General features: G+C 73.7%; 19 protein-coding genes. 11 read left to right on the top strand and 8 right to left on the bottom strand.

Annotation, left to right across the window (positions count from 1 at the left end; translation table 11 throughout):
* Positions 1-15 precede the first annotated feature (15 nt).
* Positions 16-591 carry a YceI family protein gene (locus tag ACQ5SO_RS08870; RefSeq protein WP_430941233.1) on the top strand — a complete coding sequence of 192 codons (576 nt, stop codon included), beginning with the start codon at positions 16-18 and terminating at the stop codon, positions 589-591.
* A 148-nt stretch (positions 592-739) separates the two neighbouring features.
* On the top strand, positions 740-1,309 hold the full coding sequence (locus ACQ5SO_RS08865) for a cytochrome b (protein WP_430941232.1): 570 nt from the start codon (positions 740-742) through the stop codon (positions 1,307-1,309).
* Between the two features lie 585 nt (positions 1,310-1,894).
* On the opposite strand, the gene ACQ5SO_RS08860 is transcribed toward ACQ5SO_RS08865, so the two are convergent.
* Positions 1,895-3,601, bottom strand: a complete 1,707-nt coding sequence (locus tag ACQ5SO_RS08860) for an alpha/beta fold hydrolase (protein ID WP_430941231.1) — start codon at positions 3,599-3,601, stop codon at positions 1,895-1,897.
* A 268-nt stretch (positions 3,602-3,869) separates the two neighbouring features.
* The gene (locus ACQ5SO_RS08855; RefSeq protein WP_430941230.1) at positions 3,870-4,496 is read right to left on the bottom strand and encodes a TlpA disulfide reductase family protein; all 627 of its coding nucleotides are present in this window, start codon (positions 4,494-4,496) and stop codon (positions 3,870-3,872) included.
* 56 nt (positions 4,497-4,552) lie between these two features.
* On the opposite strand from ACQ5SO_RS08855, the gene argH reads away from it, so the two are divergent.
* The 3 genes from argH to ACQ5SO_RS08840 all read left to right on the top strand — a co-directional run bounded on the left by argH (position 4,553) and on the right by ACQ5SO_RS08840 (position 6,526).
* Positions 4,553-5,962, top strand: a complete 1,410-nt coding sequence (gene argH / locus ACQ5SO_RS08850; protein WP_430941229.1) for an argininosuccinate lyase — start codon at positions 4,553-4,555, stop codon at positions 5,960-5,962.
* Entirely contained in the window at positions 5,959-6,105 is a 147-nt protein-coding gene (lptM, locus tag ACQ5SO_RS08845; protein ID WP_430941228.1) for an LPS translocon maturation chaperone LptM, read from the top strand. The genes argH and lptM overlap by 4 nt, the downstream gene beginning before the upstream one ends.
* A gap of 100 nt (positions 6,106-6,205) precedes the next feature.
* Complete coding sequence (locus ACQ5SO_RS08840; protein ID WP_430941227.1) at positions 6,206-6,526, top strand: low molecular weight protein tyrosine phosphatase family protein; 321 nt, start codon at positions 6,206-6,208, stop codon at positions 6,524-6,526.
* Positions 6,527-6,537: 11 nt separating this feature from the next.
* On the opposite strand, the gene ACQ5SO_RS08835 is transcribed toward ACQ5SO_RS08840, so the two are convergent.
* Together ACQ5SO_RS08835 and ACQ5SO_RS08830 are read right to left on the bottom strand one after the other, a co-directional pair.
* Positions 6,538-7,437, bottom strand: coding sequence for an MBL fold metallo-hydrolase (locus tag ACQ5SO_RS08835; protein WP_430941226.1), 900 nt, complete (start codon positions 7,435-7,437; stop codon positions 6,538-6,540).
* 296 nt (positions 7,438-7,733) lie between these two features.
* Positions 7,734-8,531, bottom strand: coding sequence for a phosphoadenylyl-sulfate reductase (locus ACQ5SO_RS08830; protein WP_430941225.1), 798 nt, complete (start codon positions 8,529-8,531; stop codon positions 7,734-7,736).
* A 443-nt stretch (positions 8,532-8,974) separates the two neighbouring features.
* On the opposite strand from ACQ5SO_RS08830, the gene ACQ5SO_RS08825 reads away from it, so the two are divergent.
* From ACQ5SO_RS08825 to ACQ5SO_RS08815, 3 genes are all read left to right on the top strand, one after another.
* Positions 8,975-9,298 carry a DUF2834 domain-containing protein gene (locus ACQ5SO_RS08825; RefSeq protein WP_430941224.1) on the top strand — a complete coding sequence of 108 codons (324 nt, stop codon included), beginning with the start codon at positions 8,975-8,977 and terminating at the stop codon, positions 9,296-9,298.
* Complete coding sequence (gene lysA / locus ACQ5SO_RS08820) at positions 9,298-10,566, top strand: diaminopimelate decarboxylase (protein WP_430941223.1); 1,269 nt, start codon at positions 9,298-9,300, stop codon at positions 10,564-10,566. The genes ACQ5SO_RS08825 and lysA overlap by 1 nt, the downstream gene beginning before the upstream one ends.
* A 92-nt stretch (positions 10,567-10,658) precedes the next feature.
* Positions 10,659-13,346, top strand: a complete 2,688-nt coding sequence (locus ACQ5SO_RS08815; RefSeq protein ID WP_430941222.1) for a TIGR02302 family protein — start codon at positions 10,659-10,661, stop codon at positions 13,344-13,346.
* 625 nt (positions 13,347-13,971) lie between these two features.
* On the opposite strand, the gene ACQ5SO_RS08810 is transcribed toward ACQ5SO_RS08815, so the two are convergent.
* Entirely contained in the window at positions 13,972-15,078 is a 1,107-nt protein-coding gene (locus ACQ5SO_RS08810) for a zinc-ribbon domain-containing protein (protein WP_430941221.1), read from the bottom strand.
* Between the two features lie 410 nt (positions 15,079-15,488).
* Between ACQ5SO_RS08810 and ACQ5SO_RS08805 the strand changes: the two genes are divergently transcribed.
* The 3 genes from ACQ5SO_RS08805 to ACQ5SO_RS08795 are packed head-to-tail and all read left to right on the top strand — an operon-like array spanning position 15,489 to position 17,826.
* Complete coding sequence (locus tag ACQ5SO_RS08805; protein WP_430941220.1) at positions 15,489-16,166, top strand: cell division ATP-binding protein FtsE; 678 nt, start codon at positions 15,489-15,491, stop codon at positions 16,164-16,166.
* Complete coding sequence (locus tag ACQ5SO_RS08800) at positions 16,163-17,095, top strand: cell division protein FtsX (protein WP_430941219.1); 933 nt, start codon at positions 16,163-16,165, stop codon at positions 17,093-17,095. The genes ACQ5SO_RS08805 and ACQ5SO_RS08800 overlap by 4 nt, the downstream gene beginning before the upstream one ends.
* Complete coding sequence (locus ACQ5SO_RS08795) at positions 17,095-17,826, top strand: lysophospholipid acyltransferase family protein (protein WP_430941218.1); 732 nt, start codon at positions 17,095-17,097, stop codon at positions 17,824-17,826. The genes ACQ5SO_RS08800 and ACQ5SO_RS08795 overlap by 1 nt, the downstream gene beginning before the upstream one ends.
* A gap of 79 nt (positions 17,827-17,905) precedes the next feature.
* On the opposite strand, the gene ACQ5SO_RS08790 is transcribed toward ACQ5SO_RS08795, so the two are convergent.
* The 3 genes from ACQ5SO_RS08790 to ACQ5SO_RS08780 form a co-directional block, all read right to left on the bottom strand.
* Positions 17,906-19,075: a hypothetical protein gene (locus ACQ5SO_RS08790; protein WP_430941217.1), complete on the bottom strand. Its 1,170-nt coding sequence runs from the start codon at positions 19,073-19,075 to the stop codon at positions 17,906-17,908.
* A 322-nt stretch (positions 19,076-19,397) separates the two neighbouring features.
* The gene (gene ppa, locus ACQ5SO_RS08785; RefSeq protein ID WP_430941216.1) at positions 19,398-19,934 is read right to left on the bottom strand and encodes an inorganic diphosphatase; all 537 of its coding nucleotides are present in this window, start codon (positions 19,932-19,934) and stop codon (positions 19,398-19,400) included.
* A 233-nt stretch (positions 19,935-20,167) separates the two neighbouring features.
* Positions 20,168-21,073, bottom strand: coding sequence for a DMT family transporter (locus ACQ5SO_RS08780; RefSeq protein ID WP_430941215.1), 906 nt, complete (start codon positions 21,071-21,073; stop codon positions 20,168-20,170).
* Positions 21,074-21,324: the final 251 nt, after the last annotated feature.

Below are 21,324 nucleotides of genomic sequence, written 5' to 3'. Positions count from 1 at the left end.
CGAAGGAGCCTTTCCATGCGTCTCGCCCCGATCGCCGCCGCCGCCGCCCTGTCCCTCGTCGCCGCCATGCCGGCCGCGGCCGAGCCGTGGACCCTCGACAAGTCGCATGCCGCGGTGACCTTCCAGGTCAACCACCTCGGCTTCTCGTCCGTGCAGGGCGTGTTCCGCAGCTTCGACGCGGCCGTCGACTTCGATCCGGCCGACATCGCCTCGTCCTCGGTCGAGTTCACCATCGACGCCGCCTCGATCGATACCTTCTGGGAAGCGCGCGACAACCACATCAAGACCGGCGATTTCCTCGACGTCGAGAACCACCCGACGATCACCTTCAAGTCGACCTCGGTCGAGAAGCTGTCCGACACCACCGCCAAGGTGACCGGCGAGCTGACCATGGTGGGCGTGACCCGCGAGGAGACCTTCGACGTCACCCTCAACAAGCTGGGCCCGTCGCCGTTCAACGCCGACCTGACCGTGGCCGGCTTCACCGTCGAGGGCGTGATCGACCGCACCGCGTACGGCATGGGCTACGGCGCCCCGGCGATCGGCGCCGAGCTGCCGCTGCGCGTCGACCTCGAGCTGAACAAGCAGTGACCTGACGCGGCCCGGCCCCTTGCGGGGCCGGGCCGACCCGGGGCGCGCGGGCGGGGCGTCCTCCCCCGAAGCCCGGCCGCGCGCCGCGCCCCTGTCCGGGCCCCTCCCCATCCGGCCCGTCCCTCCCCACGCAACGCCTGGAGGCGACATGCCCCCCATCCGCAACACCGCCCGCACCTGGGGCGTGCCCGCCCGCATCCTTCACTGGGGCATGGCGGGGCTTCTGCTGTTCCTCGTGGGCCTCGGCATCTACACCGCCGATTTCGTCACCGACACCTATGAGCAGTTCGCCCTGGTGCAGCTGCACAAGAGCTGGGGCTTCGTGGCCTTCGCGCTCGGCGCCGCGCGGCTGCTGTGGCGCCTCGTGAACCCCGCGCCGGAGATGCCCGAGGGCACCCCCGCGCTGACCCGGCTCGTCGCCCATGGCGGGCACGCGGCGCTTTACGTGCTGATGTTCGCGATCCCGCTCTCGGGCTGGCTGATGGCCTCGGCCTCGCCGCTGCAGGAGCTCTACGGCGTCAAGAACATGGTGTTCGGCCTGTTCGAGCTGCCGGACCCGTTCGTGCCCGGCGACCAAAAGCTTCAGGCCACGCTGCGCAGCGTCCATTTCTGGGCCGCCATGGCGCTGCTGGCCGTGGTCGCTGGCCATGCCGCGGCGGCGCTGAAGCACCATTTCATCGACAAGGACGACGTGCTGCGCCGGATGACGCGCGGCTGATCCCGCGCCTCTGCTGGCCGACATGAGAACCGCCGCGCCCGTCGCGGCGGTTTTTTCTTGCGTGCATGCGTGGGGCGGAGCGGCGCGGGGAACGGGGCCCCTGAAACGCTTGATCCCGCGTCCCTGGGGGACGCGGGACCGTGCAGGGTGCTCATCTTTGGCCTTTGAGGGGAGGGTCGCGATCCGTCCGATTTCGACCGTGGCGTGGTCGACGGGGGACGAACGGACCGCGACCCGTTCCATAATAGCCTGGGCCTGAAATGCGGAGAGGCCCGTTTCTCCAGCCGACGAGGGCTGTGAGGGAATGGCGAAGGCCCGTGACCTCCTTCGCCGTAGTGGAACGCTGCAGGGCTGCGTTCCGCCCTTCGTCGATGGAATGAAGATGCCGGAGATTCGGAAAGCCCGCATACCCATCGTTGGGTAGGGAAAGAAATGAATGGAGATGAACCGCGAGCGCCGCCGCGCAGGCTCGCGCGCAAGGCGAGCGGGGCGCGTCCCGGGGCCTCTCTCGACGCGCGAACGCCCGCCATCGGGGAGGGCGGGCGTCGTGCGGCTTCGGCTTCGGGGCTGGTCCCGGCGGGCGGCTCAGCGGCCGAGGAAATGCGAGATCAGCAGGTCCGCCACCCGCTCGGGGTGCGAATAGGCCAGCATCTGCCCGCCGCCGCGCACCATCTCGAAGCGCACCGCCGGGTGGCGGTCGCACAGGGCCGCGGCCTTCTCGGGGTCGAACACCTGCCGGTCGTCGCCATGGATCTGCAGCCCCGGCGTGCGCAGGGACTTCCAGCGCTCCTCCCAGTCCACCATGATCCGCGGGAAGTCGGTGCTGATCCCGTTCAGGTCCTGGGCCCGCAGCAGGTCCAGGTTGGCCGAGAGCAGGCGCAGCGTCTCGGGGTTGCGGATCACCGCGGTGTCGGCGGCGCTGTTGCAGAAGGTGCGGGAGTAGAATTCCTGCGCGCCGATCTTGCGCATCATCCGCCCGGCCAGCATCGAGGTGATGCGGATCAGCTTCGGCGCCGAGCGGGCCACGTGCAGCACGGTGCGCTGCCAGGGCGTCATGTCGGCGAAGAATTCATCGAGGCTGATCGGCAGGTAGCCCGAGATGCCCGCGATGGCGCTGACCCGGTTGTGGTGCCGCTCGGCCAGCGCCGCGGCGACGCCCGCCGAGACGCCCTGGCCGACGACCTCGTAGGTTTCGAACCCCATCTGGTCGACGAATTCGGCGAGGTCGCGCACCTCGTCCTCGAACCCGGTCTCGTTCTGGGTGCGCGAGGAGAGGCCATAGCCCGGCCGGACGGGGAAATAGAGGGTGAAGCCCGCCTCGTTCAGCCGGTTGACCAGCGCCTCGGGCCAGCGGAAGCCGAACAGCACGGCGTGCAGCACCAGGATCGGGCGGCCATTCTCGGGGCCGATGCGCACGTATTCCATGCGCCGCCCGCCGGACAGGCGCACGAGGCCGTGGCGGCGGGGCATGGCGTAGTCGCGCACCGCCGGCTTTTCCTCGGCCAGCGGGGCGAGTCCGGCGACGAGGCGCAGGATCTCCATCTGGCTGCGCGCGCCGGTCTTCTCCCGCAGGGTCTTGAGCTGGGTGCGCACCGTCTCGACCGAGGTGTCGCGCCAGGCGCTGATCTCGGCCGGGCTGAAGCCGCGGGCCGAGAGGGCGGCGATGGCGCGCTCGGCCTCGGTCAGCCCGTAGGCTTCGGCGAGCTTGTCGAGCGCGGCCTCCGAGACCGTGAGGTCGAGGCCGCGCATCAGGATCAGCGGGCGGCCGTCATCGGAGGCGGTCTCGACGGTGAGCTCGGCCAGCATCGTCTCGCCGCCCGCCGCGTTCAGCATCGCGACGACCGGGCCGGCGGGCGCGGCCGCGCCCTCGCGCGCGGCGCGCAGCAGGTCGGCGAGGCGCTGGCCGTCGGCGCGCTCATGCGCGAGGTCGGACAGGCGCGCGTTGTCGGCGATCTCGAGCCGCAGCTCGGCGGCGGCGTTGCGGGCCAGCAGGGCGCCGGTCTCGGCGAACACGGCCGCGGGGCGCTTCTCCTGCGCCAGGCGCCCGGTCAGCTCGGCGCTGATCCAGGCGTGCTCGCGGCCCTTCTCCATCATCGGGGCGGTCTGCTCGAGCATCGCCTCGAGCTGCTTGTTCAGGGTCTCGGCCTCGCGCGGGCCGAGGGACAGGATCTGCTCGCCCCACTGGTCGAGCATGTCCGCGAAGCGTCGGGGCTGGGCGTAGGCCGACGCGCCGGTGGAAAACACCTGCACCGCCGCGCCCGAGGCGCCGCCCTGCGTCTTGTCTTTCGCCACGTCAATGCCCTCCGCGTGAAGACGCCCGTGGGGGATGCCGCGCGCAGGCCTCCCCAATTCGGAGCGCCCGGCGACCGAACGTCTTTGCAACTTTTAAATTTTGGACTGCCCGTCGGCGCGGAGCAAGGAGGATTTCCACAGGGTGACGTAGCGTCCTTCGCGGTTTGAGCGCGGGTTTTCGCGGCTTTCGCGGCTTACCCCCTGAAATCGCCCGAGGTTTGCGGCCGGGGCGTTCATCCCGCCCGATTTCGAAAAAGTGAACGGGTGATTAATTCATCTGGTCGGTTTCCGAGACCGCGGCGGAGAATCTGCGGAGAATCGCCAGCGCCTCGGGCGAATGCCAATCCGCGTCCCCCTGCATGCGCGCGATTTCCCGACCCTCGGGGTCCAGAATCAGCGTGACCGGGTAGCCGATGACCCCGAGCCGGGTCGGCAGCGCCTTGTCGCGGTCCACCAGCACCTCGAGGGTTTCGATCCCCTCCTGGGTGTAGAAGCGCCGCGCCTTGACCAGGCCCTTGCGCTCCACGTTCACCGCGATCACGTCGATCCCCTCGTCCGCCAGGTCGGCCTTGAGGGCGTCGAGGGACGGCATCTCGTGCCGGCAGGGGCCGCACCAGGTGGCCCAGAGGTTGACCACCGTCAGCTTGCCGCGCCAGTCGCCGAGCCGCCGCTCGGACCCGTCCTCGGCCAGGAAGGCGACCTGGGGGACCTCCTTCGGCTCGGTGTGGATCGCCAGCTTGCCCATGTCGCCCGCGCGCGCGGCGCGCAGGTCCTCGACCGCGGCGGGCGAAAGCGGCCCGGCGGCGGCGGCGGGGGTGGCGGCGCCCAGCGCGGCGCCGTAAAGGAGGGCGCAGACGAGGGCGGCGTGGGCGCGACGGAGGGCCGGAAGGCGCATGCGGGCGGTCCCTTGTTCCAGTTCAGCGGTCGAAGACGAAGGGAGCTCCCCCCGCCATGACGGACGAGACTGTCGGCGCGCCGAAGGGCGCCAACGCGATGTGGGGCGGCCGTTTCGCCGCCGGGCCGGACGCGATCATGGAGGCGATCAACGCCTCGATCGGGTTCGACCAGCGGCTTGCCGCGCAGGACGTGGCCGGAAGCCGGGCCCACGCGGCGATGCTCGCCGCACAGGGAATTATCACGGAAGAGGACCGCGTCGCCATCGACGGCGGGCTTCTCACGGCCTTGTCAGAAATCGAAAGCGGGACGTTCGAATTCTCCACCGCGCTGGAGGACATCCACATGAACGTGGAGAACCGGCTGCGCGAGCTGATCGGCCCGGCGGCGGGGCGGCTGCACACCGCGCGCTCGCGCAACGACCAGGTGGCCGTGGACTTCCGCATGTGGGTGCGCGACCAGGCCGACGCGGCGATCTCGGGCCTCACGGCGCTGATGAAGGCGCTGGTCGGGCAGGCCGAGGCGGGCGCGGATGCGGTGATGCCGGGCTTCACCCACCTGCAGACCGCGCAGCCGGTCACCTGGGGCCATCACATGATGGCTTACGTGGAGATGTTCGCCCGCGACCGGAGCCGCTTCGAAGACGCGCGCCGCCGGATGAACGAGTGCCCGCTGGGCGCCGCCGCGCTGGCCGGGACCTCTTTCCCCATCGACCGGCACGCGACCGCCGCGGCGCTGGGCTTCGACGCGCCGATGGCCAACAGCCTCGACGCCGTGTCGGACCGCGACTTCGCGCTGGAATTCCTCGCCGCCGCCGCGATCTGCGGCACGCACCTGTCCCGCCTGTCCGAAGAGCTGGTGATCTGGTCCTCGGCCCAGTTCCGCTTCGTGCGCCTGTCGGACCGGTTCTCGACCGGCTCGTCGATCATGCCGCAGAAGCGCAACCCGGATGCGGCCGAGCTCTGCCGCGCCAAGGTCGGGCGCATCACCGGCGCGATGATCGGGCTGCTGACCGTGATGAAGGGCCTGCCGCTGGCCTATTCCAAGGACATGCAGGAGGACAAGGAGCAGGTCTTCGACGCCGCCGACGCGCTCATGCTGGCGCTGGCGGCGATGGAAGGCATGGTGCGGGACATGGAGCCGCTGCGCGAGAACCTGCGCGCCGCCGCGGCCTCGGGCTTCTCCACCGCCACCGACCTCGCCGACTGGCTGGTGCGGGAGCTGAACCTGCCCTTCCGCGACGCACACCATGTCACCGGCGCGCTGGTGAAGATGGCCGAGGATCGCGGGATCGACCTGCCGGACCTGTCGCTGGCGGACATGCAGACCGTCCATGCCGACATCACCGAGGCGGTGTTCGGGGTGCTGACGGTCGAGGCCTCGGCCTCTTCGCGCCTGTCCTATGGCGGCACGGCGCCGGAGAACGTGCGGGCCCAGGCGGCCCGCTGGGCGGAGGCGCTGAAATGAACGTCGCGACAAGGGCGATCCTGGCGATGACGCTGCTCGCGGCGCTCACCGCCTCGGCCTGCGGGCGCAAGGGCGACCCGGTCCCGCCGACGCCCGCCGCCGCCGAGGCGCAGGACGAGGTCGAGGAGACGGTGGGCTACTGAGGGCCCGCGGACGGATGAAAAGGGGCGGGGGCCGCGCGGCCTCCGCCCCTTTTGTCTTGCGCGCTGGCGCCCCGGGCGCCCGCATGAGAGGGTCGCGCCGATGACCAACATCCTCTTCATCTGCGGCAAGGCCCTCATGCGCTCGCCCACCGCCGCCGCGGTGGCCGGGCGCATGGGGCACGAGGCGGATTTCGCCGGGCTGAGCGAGGACGCGGACGAGCGTCTTTCCGCCGAGCATCTCGCCTGGGCCGACGTGATCGCGGTGATGGAGAAGGCGCAGCTCGCCCGCCTCAAGCGCCGGGCGGGCGGGGCGCTGAAGGGCAAGCGGGTGGTCTGCCTCGACATCCCCGACCGCTACGCCTTCATGCAGCCCGAACTGGTGGAGTTGGTGACGGCCCGCCTGTCGCGCGCGCTGCGCTGACGGGGGCGTCCTCAGAACCGGTTCGCCGGGATGCGGAAGAAGCTGCGGCCCTTCTCGTCCGCCTCCGGCAGCCGCCCGCCCCGCAGGTTCACCTGCAGCGCGTGCAGCATCCGGTCCGGCAGCGGCAGGCCCGCATCCCGCGTCTCGCGCAGGGCGATGAAATCCTCGCGCTTCATGCCGCGATGGACATGGGGGTTCTTCTCGAGGTGCTCGGCCACCGTCGCCTCCCATTCCGGGCCGTCGCGGCCCTTGGCGCCGTAATCGTGGCCGATGAACAGCCGCGTCGCCTCGGGCAAGGACAGGATGCGCTGGATGCTGTCCCACAGCTCGGCCGCCGAGCCGCCGGGGAAGTCCGCGCGGCTCGACCCCACGTCGGCCTGCATCAGCGTGTCATGGACGAAGGCGGCGTCATTCCCGACGACATAGGTGACGGAGCCGAGCGTGTGGCCGGGGGAGAGCATCACCTGCACGTCCAGATCGCCGATGCGGAACGCCTCGCCATTCTCCAGCAGGCGGTCGAAATCGCGGTCCGGGTCGAACATCTCCGGGGCGCCGTAGAGCTCGCCCCAGATGCCCGCGATCTCGCGCACCTTCTCGCCGATGCAGGTCGGGGCGCCGAGCTTCTCCTTCAGATAGGCCGAGGCCATCAGGTGGTCGGCATGGGGATGGGTGTCGAGGATCCACTCGATCTCGTATCCCTTGCCTGCGGCGAATTGCAGGACCTGGTCGGCGCTGTCGGTCCAGGTGCGGGCCGAGCGGGGATCGAAGTTGAGGACGGCGTCGATGATCGCGGCCTTGCCGGTGGCGGGGCAGGCGGCGAGGTACTGGATCGAGCCGGTGTCTTTTTCGTAGAAGCCCGTGATCTCGGCCGAGCCGGGGCCGGCGGACGGGCTGGTGCGGATGGCGGTCATGGGGGCCCTCCTTGTTTCTCTCTTGCGGCGGCGCGCCGGGTGCGGATGCGGCGCGTTCGGGCAGGAGGATGGGGCGCGCGGCAAGGATTTCCACGCCCCGGGGCTGGAGAACCCGGCTTCGGCGCATGAAAACGGCGCGCCCCGGGGGGACGCGCCGTGTTGCTTGCAGTGGTTGGGGGCCTTCGGGCCGCGCGCGCAGGGCACCGGTTCTTAGTGCCGCGCGCGCAGGGCGCCGGTTCTTAGTGCCGCGCGCGCGGGGCGCCGGTTCTTATGCCGCGCGCGCGGGGCGCCGGTTCTTACGCCGCGCGCGCAGGGCGCACGACCTTGCCGTCGACGATATGGATCCCGCATTCTTCCTTGTCGGCGCCGCGCCAGCGCCCGGCGCGCGGGTCCTCGCCCGGCTTCACCGGCGTGGTGCAGGGCGCGCAGCCGATCGACGGGTAGCCCTTCGCCACCAGCGGGTGCGGCGGCAGCGCGTTGTCCTTGATATAGGCGCGCACGTCCTGCGAGCTCCAGTCCGCCAGCGGGTTGATCCGCAGCCGCCCGGCGCCGTCGATCTCGAACGGCTTCATGTCGGCGCGGGTCGCGGCCTGGTGGCGCTTGCGCCCGGTCACCGCCGCGCCGAACGGGGCGAGGGCGTTCTCCAGCGGGCGCACCTTGCGCAGGTCGCAGCAGGCGTCGTGGTCGCGCTGGTGCAGGTCGTCCGCCGGGTCCTCGGCCAGGCGGGCCGCCTCGTCCGGGCGGATGCGGCGCACGCCGGTCAGGCCGACCTTCGCCGACAGCTCCTGCTGGTAGGCCAGCGTCTCGGGGAACAGCATCTGGGTGTCGAGCAGCAGCACCGGCGCATCGGGGGCGACCTGCGCCAGCAGGTGCAGCAGCGCCGCGCTGTCGGCGCCGAAGGAGGAGACCAGGGCGGCGTCCCCGGCGACCTTGTCCACGAAGGCCGCGCGCAGGATCTCCTCGGCCGAGGCCCCCGCGTATTCGGCGTTCAGACGGTCGGCGAGGCGCTGGGCGTCTTCGGAGCTGCGCATCGGCCGCGACGGCGCCTTCGCGCCAAGGGGGGCGGCGGTGGGGCTGGTTGCGGCGAGGGTCATGGCGCGGTCTCCATTGCTTGACGAAGACCGACCTAAGACGGCCCGAGCGCCCGCGCCATGCGCCAGGACGGGGGGCGGGAACCTTTTCGCAGGCCCCGCTTCGGGGCGGAACGCGCGGTTCGCCGGAAGGGGCGGGAGGGGAACGGCGCGGCGCCGAAAAGCGGGGAGGGGCAGGGGAGGCGCGCCGCCGCCGCGGGCCCGGCGGGGGCGGAGTCGCCGCCGCGCCGGGGGCCGCGCGCGGCGGCCCGCGCCGCCGCCGCCCCCGCGCGCGGAACGCCCGGTCGGCGGTGCGCCCGGGCGGCGGAACGATCCTTCGGGCCCGCCCGGCGCCTCCCCCCCGCGCCCTTGCCAAGACGCGGCCCCGCGCGGTACTCCGTCGCGCAGATTTCCCACCTGCCGCGGGGCGCGACGCCCCCGGCCCCCCGCGGCCGACGGAGGCGCCGATGTCCGCCCTGCGCCTGACCTTCCTCGGCCTCGCCGTGCTCGGCGCCGCGGCGCCCATGGCGCACCTTCTGCCGTTCCTCGCCGAAAACGGCTGGTCTATCCCGGCCATGATCGACGGCTGGACCGCCAACGGCGCCGCGACGGGCCTCGCCTGGGACCTGGTGATCGCCGCCCTCGCCCTCACCGCCTGGATCCTGGCCGAGTGCCGGGCCCGGGACGACCGGCTCGCCCTGCTGGCGATCCCCGCCACCTTCCTCGTCGGCGTCAGCTTCGGGCTGCCGCTCTACCTCTTCCTCCGCACCCGACCCATGGAGCGCCGCTGATGGACCACTTCAACTACCGGGACGGCGTCCTGCACGCCGAGGATGTCTCGCTCGCCGACATCGCCGCCAGCGTGGGCACGCCCGCCTATGTCTACTCCTCGGCCACCTTCGAGCGGCACTTCAAGGTGTTCGACGAGGCGCTGGACGGGATGCCCCACCTGGTCTGCTACGCGATGAAGGCGTGCTCCAACCTCGCGGTCCTCAAGCTGCTGGGGGATCTCGGCGCGGGCATGGACGTGGTGTCGGAGGGCGAGTTCCGCCGCGCCCTCGCCGCCGGGGTGCCGGGGGAACGCATCGTGTTTTCGGGCGTCGGCAAGACCCCGGCCGAGATGCGTTTCGCGCTCGAGCATGGCGTGCGCCAGTTCAACGTGGAAAGCGCCGAGGAGCTGGAGGTGCTGTCGCAGGTCGCCAGCGGGATGGGCAAGACCGCGCCGATCACCCTGCGCGTGAACCCGGACGTGGACGCCAAGACCCACGCGAAGATCGCCACCGGCAAGTCCGAGAACAAGTTCGGCGTGCCGATCGCCGATGCGCGCCAGGTCTATGCCCGCGCCGCCGCCCTGCCGGGGATCGAGGTGGTGGGCGTCGACGTCCATATCGGCTCGCAGCTCGTGGACCTGCAGCCCTTCGAGGACGCCTTCTCCATCGTCGCGGATTTCGTCGGGCAGCTGCGCGCCGACGGGCACGCCATCCGGCGGCTGGACCTCGGGGGCGGGCTCGGCATCCCCTACCGCCGCGCGAACGAGGCGCCGCCGCTGCCCTTCGATTACGGCGCCCTGATCAAGCGCACCGTGGGGCATCTCGGCTGCGAGGTGGAGGTCGAGCCGGGCCGCCTGATCGCGGGCAATGCCGGGGTGCTGATCGCCTCGGTCATCTACCGCAAGCAGGGGGCGGGGCGCGAGTTCCTGATCCTCGACGCGGCGATGAACGACCTGATCCGCCCGGCCATGTACGACGCCTGGCACGACATCGTGCCGGTGATCGAGCCCGCGCCGGGCACGGAATCGCTGCCCGTGGACGTGGTCGGCCCGGTCTGCGAATCCGGCGACACCTTCGCCAAGGGCCGCGCGCTGCCGCCCGTGGGCGCGGGGGAGCTGGTCGCCTTCCGCTCGGCCGGGGCCTACGGCGCGGTGATGTCGTCCGAGTACAACTCGCGCCTCATGGTCCCCGAGGTGCTGGTGAAGGGCGATCAATTCGCCGTGGTGCGGCCCAGACCGACCTTTGACGAGATGCTCGCCCGCGATACCATCCCCCAGTGGTTGGACTGACGCGCGGACCCTCCTGTCCCGGCGGGCGGCGCGCCGTCCGCGCCTGCGCCGCCCCCGTGATGCGGGGCGCGGCGTGGCGCGAAGGAGGCTGAATGACCGAGCGGCAGGACGCATCGCAGACGGACGGGCAGGCTGACGGGCAGGACGCGCCGGAGGGGTTCGACTCCCTGCGCGCCGAGCTGGACGCCCGCGCCCGGGCGCAGCGCCTCGCGTTGGCCGCCGAGCGCGCCGCCGCCGCCTTCTGGCCGACCTGGACCGTGCTCGCCGCCTTCATGGGTCTCGCGCTCACCGGCGCGTTCGAGGCGCTGCCGCGGCTCGGGCATCTCGCGGCGCTGGGCCTGTTCGGGCTGGGGCTGGCCGCCGCGGTGCTGTGGGGCCTGCGCCGCTTCCGGATGCCGACGGCGGCCGAGGCGCTGGCCGCGCTGGATCACGACATGGCGGACCGTCCGGTCGCCGCCTTCCATGACGACATCGCCATCGGCGCCGGCGACGCGGGCGCCCGCGCGCTCTGGGCCGCGCACCGTGCGCGCGTGGCCAAACGCGCCGCCGCCGCCCGCCCGCGCCCGGCGCAGCCGCGGCTTGCCGCGCGCGACCCGTTCGCGCTGCGCCTCTCGGCCATGGTGCTGCTGGCGATGGGCGGGCTGGTCGCGATGCTCGACGGCGGGGAGCGGTTCGTCGCCGCCTTCACCCCCGGCGCCCCGGCGCCCGCCGCCGCCGCGACCGCCCCGGCGGTCGAGGCCTGGGCCGCCCCGCCCGCCTACACGGGCGCCGAGATGGTCTACCTGACCGAGCGGATGGGCGAGGAGATCAGCCTGCCCGCCGGGTCGCGCCTGTCGCTGCGGGTCTACAACGCGCCGGGCGACCCGTCGCTGTCCGGGGACCTGGACCTGTCGGCCGAGGCCGCCGCGGGCCTGCCGCTCGGCCCCGGGGCGCAGGAATACGCCTTCGCGCTGTCGGGCTCGGGCCGCCTCGCGGTGATGGGCGGGACGCAGGAGCTCGCGGCCTGGACCTTCGCCGCGACGCCCGACGCGGCCCCCGAGATCGACTTCACCACCGAGGCCACGGCGACCGAGACGCGGGCGCTGCAATTCGGCTTCGCGGCCGCGGATGATTACGGCGTGACCTCGGCCTGGGCGACCATCACGCTCGACCGCGCGCGGCTGCCCAACCCCGGGGGGCGCCCCCCGCAGGCGCTGGAGCCGATCCGGGTCGAGCTGCCCCTCTCCTTCACCGGGGCCGAGACGGACGTGGAGGAGCAGCTGGTCGAGGACCTGACCGCCCATCCCTGGGCCGGCCTGCCGGTGCTGATCACCCTGACGGCCGAGGACGCGGCGGGGCAGCAGGGCTCGTCCCCGCCGCTCGAGGCCGCGATCCCGCCGCGGATCTTCTCGGACCCGATGGCGCGCGCCTTCCTGGAAGAGCGCCGGGCCTTCGCCGCCGACATCACCGCCGCGCGCGACGCGCTGCAGCGGCTGCGCGCCGTCACCGCCTGGCCCGAGGACTGGTTCGGCGAGTCGACGGGCCCCTATCTCGTCGCCCGCACCGCCATGCGCCGGCTCGGCTACGCGCTCGAGGACGGGCGGGAAGAGGCCGAGGCGCTCTCGGTCATGGAGCTTCTGTGGCGCGCGGCGCTGCTGCTCGAAGCGGGCGACCTCGCCTCGGCGGCCGAGCGGCTGGCCCGGGCGCAGGAGCGGCTGCAGGAGGCGATCGACCGCGGGGCGACCCCGGAGGAGATCGCCAAGCTGATGGACGAGCTTCGGCAGGCGATGAACGAGTACCTGCAGGAGATGATGCGCCAGGCGATGCAGAATCTCGACCAGATGGAGCAGCAGCAGCAGAACGGCCAGCAGCAGAGCATGGACATGCAGGACCTGCAGCGGATGCTGGACGAGCTTCAGCGCGCCGCCGAGGCCGGGGACCGCGAGGCCGCGCAGCAGCTGCTGCAGCAGCTGGCGCAGATCCTGCAGAACCTGCAGATGCAGGCGCAGCAGGGCCAGGGCCAGGGCCAGCAGCAGGGCCAGGGCGGCCAGATGATGGAGCAGCTGCAGGACATGCTGCGCGGCCAGCAGGACCTCGCGGACCGCTCCTTCGGCGAGATGCAGCGCCGCCAGGGCGAGGAGGGCGGCCGGCCCGGCAGCGGGAACGAGCCCGGCAATTCGCCTTACGGTCGGCCCAATCGCGGCGGCATGACCCAGGAGGGGCTGGAGCCCGGGACCGGGAACCAGCGCGGCGGCGGCGGCGGCGAGCAGGGCGACCAGCAGGGCGCCCCCGGCGGCCAGGGGCAGGAGAGCATGGGCGATCTCGCCCAGCGGCAGGAGGCCCTGCGCCGCGCGCTCGAGGACCTGCGCGCGCAGCTCCCGGACGGGCTGTCGGAGGAGGCCGAGCGGGCGCTGGGCGATGCCGAGCGGTCGATGGAAGGCGCGCGGGATTCGCTGCGCGGCGACCAGCCGGATGCGGCGCTCGACGACCAGGTGCAGGCGATGGAGCAGCTGCGCGAGGGCGCCCGACAGCTGGGCGAGGCGATGCAGCAGCAGGCGCAGCGCGGCCAGGGCGACCGGGCCGGGCAGGGCAGCCCCAACGGCCGCGACCGGGCCTTCGACCCGACGGGGCGCCCGGTGGCGCGCGACGGGTCCCCCGATGGCGGCGACACCCGGGTGCCGACGGAGGAGGAGCTGAAGCGCGCGCGCGAACTTCTGGACGAGATCCGCCGCCGCTCGGGCGAACGGACCCGGCCGGAGCTGGAGCTCGACTACCTGCGCCGCCTGCTCGACCGGTTCTGAGGCCGGGCGGCCCGGGGCCGGGTCGCGAAGCGGGGTGAGACCGATGAAGACGCCGGGGCGGGATGCGCCCCGGCGTCTTTCGTTTGCGCGGCGCTGCGGGCCACCCCGCGTCCCACGAGGTGCGGGCGGTCTCGGGGAGGGACGGGCCCTCCCGCTCGTCCGCCCGCGCCGCGCGTCCCCGGGAGGGGCGCGGGACGGCGGGCGCAGGGCCGCGCGCGGCAGGCGCCTGGAGGCCGGCGGCATGGGGGGGCCGGGGCGTGGGGGCCTGGGGGCCGGGGCGCCGCCGAGGGGCGCCTGCCGGGACCCTCGTCTCTCGACCGCCCGGGCGCGCGGTGGCCTCGGCGCGGCGGAGCGCACGGTGGGGGGGCGTCCCGGCGGATGGCCCCGCGGACGGCCCGGCGGTCCGTCCCGGCGCCGCGACCGTCTGGGGGCTGCGCCGCGGCGCCCCTTGCCGGCCGCCCGTCGACCCGCGCGGCGGCGGGGCGGTCCCGGCCCCCTTGCGCCAGGCGGCGCCACGCGAAAGGGCCCGGCGGAGATCCGCCGGGCCCTTTCTCGTCTTGTCCCTGTCCGTGCCGCGGAGCCGGGCCCCGTCCTTGATCGGCCGCCCGTGGTCAGGCGCCCGTGGTCAGCCGTCAGAGGGCATCGTCGGCGCGCCCGGGCTGGGCAGCGACGGGCTCGAGGGGCTCGCCGGGGCGGGCATCCCGGGGGCGGCCATGCCCTCGCCCGCGCCGCCGGGGATCCGCGGGGTCGCGGCGCCGGGCATCGCCGGGGTCGCGGCGTCGGACTGCCCGGCGGGCGCCGGGGCGGCCTCGGCGGGCGCTTCCGCGGGGGCCTCGGCCGGGGTCTCCGCGGGGGTCTCCGCGGGGGTTTCTGCGGGGGCCCCGGCGGCGGGTTCGGCCGCGGGCGCGGGGTCGGGGGTCAGGGCGGCGGGCATCTCGACGCCCGCTTCCTCGATCATCGGCGCGACCTTCTGCAGCGCGCCGTTGGCGGCGCCCTTGGCCTTGTCCATCAGGTCGTCGACCACGGCGCGATAGGCGGCCAGCGGCTCGGCCGCCTGCGGCACGCGGGCGGTGATCTGGTCGGCCCCGTGATAGGCGCCCGCGGCGAGGGCGCCGAGGATCACCACGAGGTAGAGGCCGGAGCGGAAGCCGCTGCGGGCCTGGGCCTCGACCCGCTCATCCTCGTCCGAGGAGGCGCGCAGCTCGGCCTTGAGCTGCTGCGGGTCCAGCGTCGGGGCGCGGCGGGTCGGCTCGGGCGCGGGGGCCGACACGGCGGTCTCGGGCGCGGCGTTCGAGGCGGCGACGCGCAGCGCCGGGGCGGCGGCGAAGGCGGCGGCGGGGTCCTGGCCCTGGCGCGGGTCGTGGTCCTCATCCTGCGGGGCGGGCGCCGCGCGGGCCGACGCGGGGGCCTCTTCCGGCTCCTGCTCCGGCTCCGGCGCGTCGCCGTAAAGGCTGATGCGCTCGGGCGCGGGCGCCGCCTCGGGTTCGGGTTCGGGTTTGGGCGCCGGGGCGGGGGCGGCCTCGGCTTCCTCGCGGGCCGACAGGGCCTCGATCTCGGCGCGCGCCTCGGCGAGGCCCGGCAGGGTGCTCCCGGCCTCGGTCGCCTCCGGCGTCGGGCCGGGTTGGAGCCAGCGGGCGCCGCAGGCGGAACACTCGACGACGCGGCCCTCGGCTCCGATGTCGCTCGCGTCGACGTCGTATTCGGCGGGGCAGGTGGGGCAGGAAACCAGCATGATCAGGTAATCGCCTTCTAGCGCTTTGTATGCGAGGGGGTTTCCGAGTCATAGCGGCGGCGTGCTTGCAGGGGAAGCTTGAAGGCGGGCGCGGCGCCCGGTTTGCGCGCGGCCCGCGATTTCGCGCCCCGGGGCGCCCGCGCGGGGGGCGCCGCGGCGCGTCGTTTCGCGAAGCGGCGAAATGGCGGGCGGGGGCCGCTTCGGCCCTTCGCGGCCCCCCGCAGACCGCCATGGCGCGGGCCTGCGGCTGGGCGCCCCGCCGCCCGCGGGACGCCTTGCATTGCGCCCCCGTGCGCCATCTGCGATTGTCCCACCGAATGGCTCCGGGGCGCGCCCCGCGGCCGTCCAGGCCCCGGCGCGCCCGCGCCCCGGCCGGACCAATCTGCGGCGACGAGGGACGAGGGCGCGCGGTGATCGAGTTTTCGCGGGTCGGCTTCGATTACGGCGACCGGACCATCCTGTCGGACGTCTCCCTCTCGATCCCCGAGGGCTCGTTCCACTTCGTCACCGGCCCCTCGGGCGCCGGCAAGACCACCTTCCTGCGGCTGTGCTACCTCGCGCTGCGTCCCACCAGCGGAACCGTGACCCTGTTCGGGCGCGACGCCGCCGGGGTGGACCGGGACGAGGCCGCGCGCCTGCGCCGCCGCATCGGGATCGTGTTCCAGGACGGGCAGTTCCTCGACCACCTGTCGCTCGCCGACAACGTGGCGCTGCCGCTGCGCATCCAGGGCAAGCCGCAGGCGCAGCGGCGCGAACAGGTGCAGGAGCTGCTGGACTGGGTCGGCCTCGCCCATCGCGCCGACGCGCGCCCGGCCGAGCTCTCGGCGGGCGAGCGGCAGCGCGCCTCGCTGGCCAGGGCGGTGATCGGCGGGCCCGATTTCGTGATCGCGGACGAGCCCACGGGCAACGTGGACCGGGAGATGGGGCGCCGCATCCTCGGGCTTCTGACCGCGCTCAACGGCCATGGCACGGGGGTGCTGATGGCGACCCATGACCTCGACCTGATCCGGGCGGCGAAATCCGAGGTCGCGGCCCGGGTGCTGCGCATCGCCGACCGCTCCGTCACCACCGCGGGGGCGGTGCTGTGAGCGGCGCGCGGGGCCGCGACGCCGCCGCGGGGGCGCTGGAGGCGCTGCGCCGCTGGCTCTCGGGCGGGGACCTCGCCGGGCTCGCCCCCGCGCGCGGGCTGCTGGCCTGGGGCGCCGGGGCGGCGGCGGGGGCGATGAGCTTCATCGGCGTGCTGGCCGCGGCGCTGGCCTTCCTTGCAGGCGCCATGGCCGCGGAATGGGACGGGGAGCTGGCCCGCTCGGCCACACTGCGCCTCCCGTTCGGGGCGGGTCCGGGCGAGGTGGCGGCGGCGCTGACGATCCTCGAGCAGACCGAGGGCGTGACCGGCGCGCGGCTGATCGAGGAAGACGAGATGCAGGCGCTGCTGGCCCCCTGGCTCGGCGCCGACGCGCCGCTCGACGCGCTCGGGGCGCCGACCCTTCTGGCGGTGGAGATCACGGGGACCGGCCCGGACGGCCCGGCCCTGTCGCGGCGGCTGGAGCTGGAGCTGCCGGGCGCCGCCTGGGACGATCACGGGCGCTGGCGGCGGCCGCTGCTGGATGCGGCGGGGGCGCTGCGGGCGCTGTCGCTGACCGCCGCCGTGCTGGCCCTTGGTGGGCTGGCCGCCGCCGTCACCCTTGGGGCGCGCGCCTCGCTCGAGGCCGCGCGGCCGGTGATCGAGACGCTGCGCCTGATGGGGGCCGAGGACAGCTTCATCGCCGCCGCCTTCACCCGCGGGGCCGCGGCGCGCGCGGCGCTGGGGGGGCTCGCGGGCGGGATCGCCGCGGCGCTGGGGCTGCAGGTGCTGGGCGCTGCAGGGGGCGGGGCGGGGACGGCGCTGCTGCCGGGCCTTGCCGCGGCCTCCTCGGGCGCGCTCTGGGCGGCGGCCGCGGCGCCCGTCCTCTCGGGCCTGACCGCCTGGTTCGCCACCCGCGCGGCCGCGCGCGCCGCGCTACGGAGTCTCGGCTGATGGCTGTTCAATACCTGCGCTCGCTGGTCTTCTTCGTCTGGATGTACGGGCTGATGGCGGTGATGGGCGTGCTGGGCGCGCCCTTCGCCATCGCCTCGCGCCGCGGCGCTTCGCGGGTGATGTGGCTTTATACCGAGATCGTGCTGCGCAGCATGGCGCTGATCTGCGGGCTGCGGGCCGAGGTGCGCGGGCCGGTCCCCACGGGCGAGGTGGTGGTGGCGTCGAAACACCAGAGCTTCCTCGACATCCTGATCCTGTTCAACGCGCTGAACGACGCCCGCTTCGTGATGAAGCGCAGCTTGCGCTGGACGCCGTTCCTCGGGGTCTACGCGATGCGCATCGGCTGCGCGCCGGTGAACCGCGGCGCGGGGGCGAAGGCGGCGCAGGGGCTGGCGGACCATGCCGAGGCGCGCAGGGGCTCCAACGGGCAGACCATCATCTTCCCGCAGGGCACCCGCGTGGCGCCCGGCGCGACGGCCCCCTACAAGGGCGGCGTGCACGGGATGGCCGAGGCGCTGAACGTGCCGGTGATCCCGGCGGCGACCAATGCCGGGCTGTTCTGGCCGCGGCTGGGGATCCTGCGCAAGCCCGGGGTCGCGGTGGTGGAGTTCCTGCCCGAGCTTGAACCCGGCCTGGCGCGCAAGGAGATGACCAGGGCGCTGGAGGCGGTGATCGAGCCCGCCTCGGACGCGCTGGCCGCCGAGGCGCGGGCGGCCGATCCGCGGCTCTGACCCCCGCCGCCCGGCGCCGGAGATGCAAAAGGCGCGGTCCGCCCGGACCGCGCCTTTCCCTTTTCCCCGGCGGCCCGGATCAGAAGCCCAGCGTCACCGACAGGCGGCCCGCATAGCTGACCGCGGTTTCGGACACGTAGCGCCAGCTGCGCCCGGTCACCGCGTCGGCGCCTTCGGACAGCCCCTCCTGGTGCCAGGTGGCCGAGGCGCGGGCCTCGAGCGTCACGTGCTCGCCGATGTCGCGCGCGAGCGAGGCCCCCGCGGTCCAGGCGTCGGTGATCGCGCCGTTGACGCCCTGGTCCCAGCGCAGTCGCCCCCCGGCCTCCCACGCCCCGAAGCGGCGCTTCAGGCCGAGCTCCACCCCCAGCGCGTCGTCATAGCCCGTGGGCGGGCTGACCCGGCCGCCGGGGGCGAGGGGCGAGGCGACGCCGTCGATGGTCACCTCGTGGTCCGACCACCAGGTCCAGTCGAGATCGGCCGAGGCGGTCCAGAGCGGCGCCGGGCGCCCCTCGAGGTGCAGCGCCACGCTCGCCGGCATGGTCGCGGTCGCCGTCACCGGCCCGGCGGCGGCGCCGTTGATCCAGTGCCGCCCGGCAAGCTCGAACTCCATCGGCGAGGTCCAGGCCAGGGTGGCGCGCAGGCCATCCTGCGGGCGCTCCCAGCTCAGCCCCGCGGTCCAGCCGAGGGCGGCGTCCGCGCTGTCGAGGTGGAAGGCGAGGTTGGCGGGCAGGCTGATCATGTGGAACAGCTCGGCCTCGGCGGCGCGGGCGCCGCCGATCACCCGCAGCCGGTCGCCGCCGGGCAGGGGGACGGCGACGGCGCAGGCGGCCTCGAGCCCCCAGGTCTCCAGCCGGGATTCGGCGAATTCATTGGCCGCGGACCAGCGGGCGTCGCGCGTCTCCCACCGCCCCCAGGGCTGGCCGCCGCCGATCATGCAGTCGACATGGGCGCCGAGGCCGATCTTGCCCGACGCGCGCCCGGTGGTGCGGGACGGGTTGGGCCCGGAGGTGGAGGCGCCGGACCAGCCATAGCCGTTGGCGGCCTCGGCCCGGGTCTGGGCGGGGATGTCGTGCAGCAGGTCGGCGCGCAGCACGGCCGCGCGGTCGTCATGCAGCAGCGCGAAACGGTCCGGGTCCTCGAGGCCCAGGCCCCCGGCATGGGCGGGGGCGGCGAGGGCGGCGGCGGCGGCGGCGAGGACGAGGCGCGGGGCGGCGGCGCGCAGGGCGCAATTCGGGCGTGCGGTGCGCATGGGGATGGCTCCGGGGCGGCATGTCGGGAAGGGGGATGACCGCCGGTCCGGGCGCTTCGGCCGCGGCGCGGCGGGAATCACGTCCCCCGCGCATGAACAGGCGTTAACAGCGTGTTACCACCCGGCCGCAAAATCCGGCGCATCAGCATAATTAACACCGCAAATTACCATCCGAAGGCGCGCGCCCCCCTCCCGATGCGCCCCGGCCCCGGCCGCCCGCCGCGCAAAGGAAAAGGGGCGGACGCCTGCGCGTCCGCCCCTTCCCGATCCGTCATGCCTCCCGAAGGAGGCGACGATCCATGCGCCCCTGCGGGGCGACAGATCACTTCTTCATCGCGTCGATCGAGGTCTGCAGGATCGCCTCGGCCTCGGCCTTGTCGCCCCAGCCGATGACCTTCACCCACTTGCCGTCCTCGAGGTCCTTGTAGTGCTCGAAGAAGTGGTTGATGCGGTCGCGGGTCTTCTGGGGGATGTCGTTCAGGTCCTGGATATGGGCCTGGAACGGGTCGACCTTCTCGACCGGGACGGCGACGAGCTTGTCGTCCATGCCGCCGTCATCTTCCATCTTCAGCACGCCGACCGGGCGGCAGCGGATGACCGAGCCGGGGGCCAGGTCGTGGTCGCAGATCACCAGCACGTCGGTCGGGTCGCCGTCGGCGTGCAGGGTGTTCGGCACGAAGCCGTAGTTGCAGGGGTAGAACATCGGGGTGTTGACGATGCGGTCGACGAACACGGCGCCCGAGTCCTTGTCGAGCTCGTACTTCACGGGCGCGCCGCCGCGGGCGCCGCCGGTGATCTCGATCACGACGTTGATGTCGGAGGGCGGGTTCTTGCCGGCGGGGATCTTGTCGATGTTCATGAAAACGGTCTCCTGGAAGCCTGTGGCGCGGCCCCGTCGGCCCGGATGGCGTCTGGAGCGGTCGGGAGGGGCGGTAGCACGGCGCGGGCCGCCGGAAAAGACGCCTTGGGCGCGGCATGAGCGCGCTCGGCCCCCCGGCCGCGCGGCTGCTTGCCGCAGTGCAGCATTCCCGCGGGGCGTGCGCGGGGGGGGGCGGCCCGGCGCGCGCCGGGCCCGGGGCCGCGCCCGCCCCGTCAGCGCGCCGCGGCCGCCTTGCGCTGGCCGTGGATGTTGATGAGGTTCGCGGCCATCACCACCGCGCCGCCGGCGAAGACGGTCCACAGGAGCGGCTCGTCATAGAGCATCGCGCCGATGGCGGCGATCAGCGGCAGGCGCAGGAACTCCATCGGCGCGACCACGGTGGCGGGCGCGCAGGAGAGCGCGTTGGCGATGCAGAAATGCGCCGTCAGCCCGGCCAGCGCGATGACGATGACGTAAGGCGCATAGGCCATGCTGGGGAAGGCGATGTCGAGGTCGATCCCGGCGCACACGAGCCCGAACACCGCCTGCGTCAGCGTCATCATGAACATGATCGACCCGGTGCTTTCGGTGCCCGACAGCATCTTGGTGGTCATGGTGGTGAAGGCGAAGGCGATGGCGCAGACCGCCGCCGCCGCCTCGCCCACGCCGAAGCTGGCCTCGCCCGGACGCGCCACGATCAGGATGCCGATGAAGCCGAGCGCGGCGGCCAGCACCCGCGTGCGGGTCATCTTCTCGCCCAGCACCAGCGGCGCGAGGATCGCGACCCAGAGGGGGTTGGTGAACTCGAAGGCGAAGAGTTGCGCCAGCGGGATCATGGTGACGGCGAAGAACCACAGGTTCTGGCCGGTGAAGTGGAAGAGGTTGCGCACCACGTGCAGCTTCACCCGCTGGACCCGCAGCCCGCGCAGCTCTCCTCGGACGCCCAGCAGGGTGCAGACGATGAACAGGCCGATGATCGACCGCCAGGTCATGATCTCGAACGTGTCGAGCTCGCCGCTCGCCTCCCGGCCCGCCACGGCCATGGAGGAGAAGCAGATCAGCGCCCCCGTCATCCAGGCGGCGGCGCGCAGGGGACGGGATTCGGCCTCGGGGACCGGCGGGGTGACAGGCGTGCTCATGGAACTTCCGTGGATGGGCGCGTGGGCGCGCAGGATCGGCGCGCCGCGGCCGGATTGCAAGGCCGCCTTATGATTTCTTCCACGGGCCGAAACGCATGGGCCGAAACGCACGGGCCGAAACGCATGGGTCGAAACGGCGGCGGGGGGGAGGGGGGGGGGGGGGGGGGGGGGGGGGGGGGGGGGGGGGGGGGGGGGGGGAGGGGGGGGGGGAAGCTGTGTTGGTGGGGGGGTGGGGGGGATGGGGGACACGA

It is taken from the genome of Rhodovulum sp. DZ06 (assembly GCF_050586345.1).
GTDB lineage: Bacteria > Pseudomonadota > Alphaproteobacteria > Rhodobacterales > Rhodobacteraceae > JBOCEF01.
The sequence above is the reverse complement of the archived record's forward strand: the minus strand, read 5'-3'. Positions and strand labels throughout refer to the sequence as shown.

What these genes read in the sequence shown, in the direction of transcription:
- ACQ5SO_RS08835 (WP_430941226.1), bottom strand. Translation starts at nt 7,437, where the DNA reads ATGACCGCCATCCGCACCAGCCCGTCCGCCGGCCCCGGCTCGGCCGAG.
- ACQ5SO_RS08795 (WP_430941218.1), top strand. Translation starts at nt 17,095, where the DNA reads ATGGCTGTTCAATACCTGCGCTCGCTGGTCTTCTTCGTCTGGATGTAC.
- ACQ5SO_RS08780 (WP_430941215.1), bottom strand. Translation starts at nt 21,073, where the DNA reads ATGAGCACGCCTGTCACCCCGCCGGTCCCCGAGGCCGAATCCCGTCCC.
- ACQ5SO_RS08810 (WP_430941221.1), bottom strand. Translation starts at nt 15,078, where the DNA reads ATGCTGGTTTCCTGCCCCACCTGCCCCGCCGAATACGACGTCGACGCG.
- ppa (WP_430941216.1), bottom strand. Translation starts at nt 19,934, where the DNA reads ATGAACATCGACAAGATCCCCGCCGGCAAGAACCCGCCCTCCGACATC.
- ACQ5SO_RS08830 (WP_430941225.1), bottom strand. Translation starts at nt 8,531, where the DNA reads ATGACCCTCGCCGCAACCAGCCCCACCGCCGCCCCCCTTGGCGCGAAG.
- ACQ5SO_RS08840 (WP_430941227.1), top strand. Translation starts at nt 6,206, where the DNA reads ATGACCAACATCCTCTTCATCTGCGGCAAGGCCCTCATGCGCTCGCCC.
- lysA (WP_430941223.1), top strand. Translation starts at nt 9,298, where the DNA reads ATGGACCACTTCAACTACCGGGACGGCGTCCTGCACGCCGAGGATGTC.
- argH (WP_430941229.1), top strand. Translation starts at nt 4,553, where the DNA reads ATGACGGACGAGACTGTCGGCGCGCCGAAGGGCGCCAACGCGATGTGG.
- ACQ5SO_RS08815 (WP_430941222.1), top strand. Translation starts at nt 10,659, where the DNA reads ATGACCGAGCGGCAGGACGCATCGCAGACGGACGGGCAGGCTGACGGG.
- ACQ5SO_RS08865 (WP_430941232.1), top strand. Translation starts at nt 740, where the DNA reads ATGCCCCCCATCCGCAACACCGCCCGCACCTGGGGCGTGCCCGCCCGC.
- ACQ5SO_RS08870 (WP_430941233.1), top strand. Translation starts at nt 16, where the DNA reads ATGCGTCTCGCCCCGATCGCCGCCGCCGCCGCCCTGTCCCTCGTCGCC.
- ACQ5SO_RS08825 (WP_430941224.1), top strand. Translation starts at nt 8,975, where the DNA reads ATGTCCGCCCTGCGCCTGACCTTCCTCGGCCTCGCCGTGCTCGGCGCC.
- ACQ5SO_RS08855 (WP_430941230.1), bottom strand. Translation starts at nt 4,496, where the DNA reads ATGCGCCTTCCGGCCCTCCGTCGCGCCCACGCCGCCCTCGTCTGCGCC.
- lptM (WP_430941228.1), top strand. Translation starts at nt 5,959, where the DNA reads ATGAACGTCGCGACAAGGGCGATCCTGGCGATGACGCTGCTCGCGGCG.
- ACQ5SO_RS08790 (WP_430941217.1), bottom strand. Translation starts at nt 19,075, where the DNA reads ATGCGCACCGCACGCCCGAATTGCGCCCTGCGCGCCGCCGCCCCGCGC.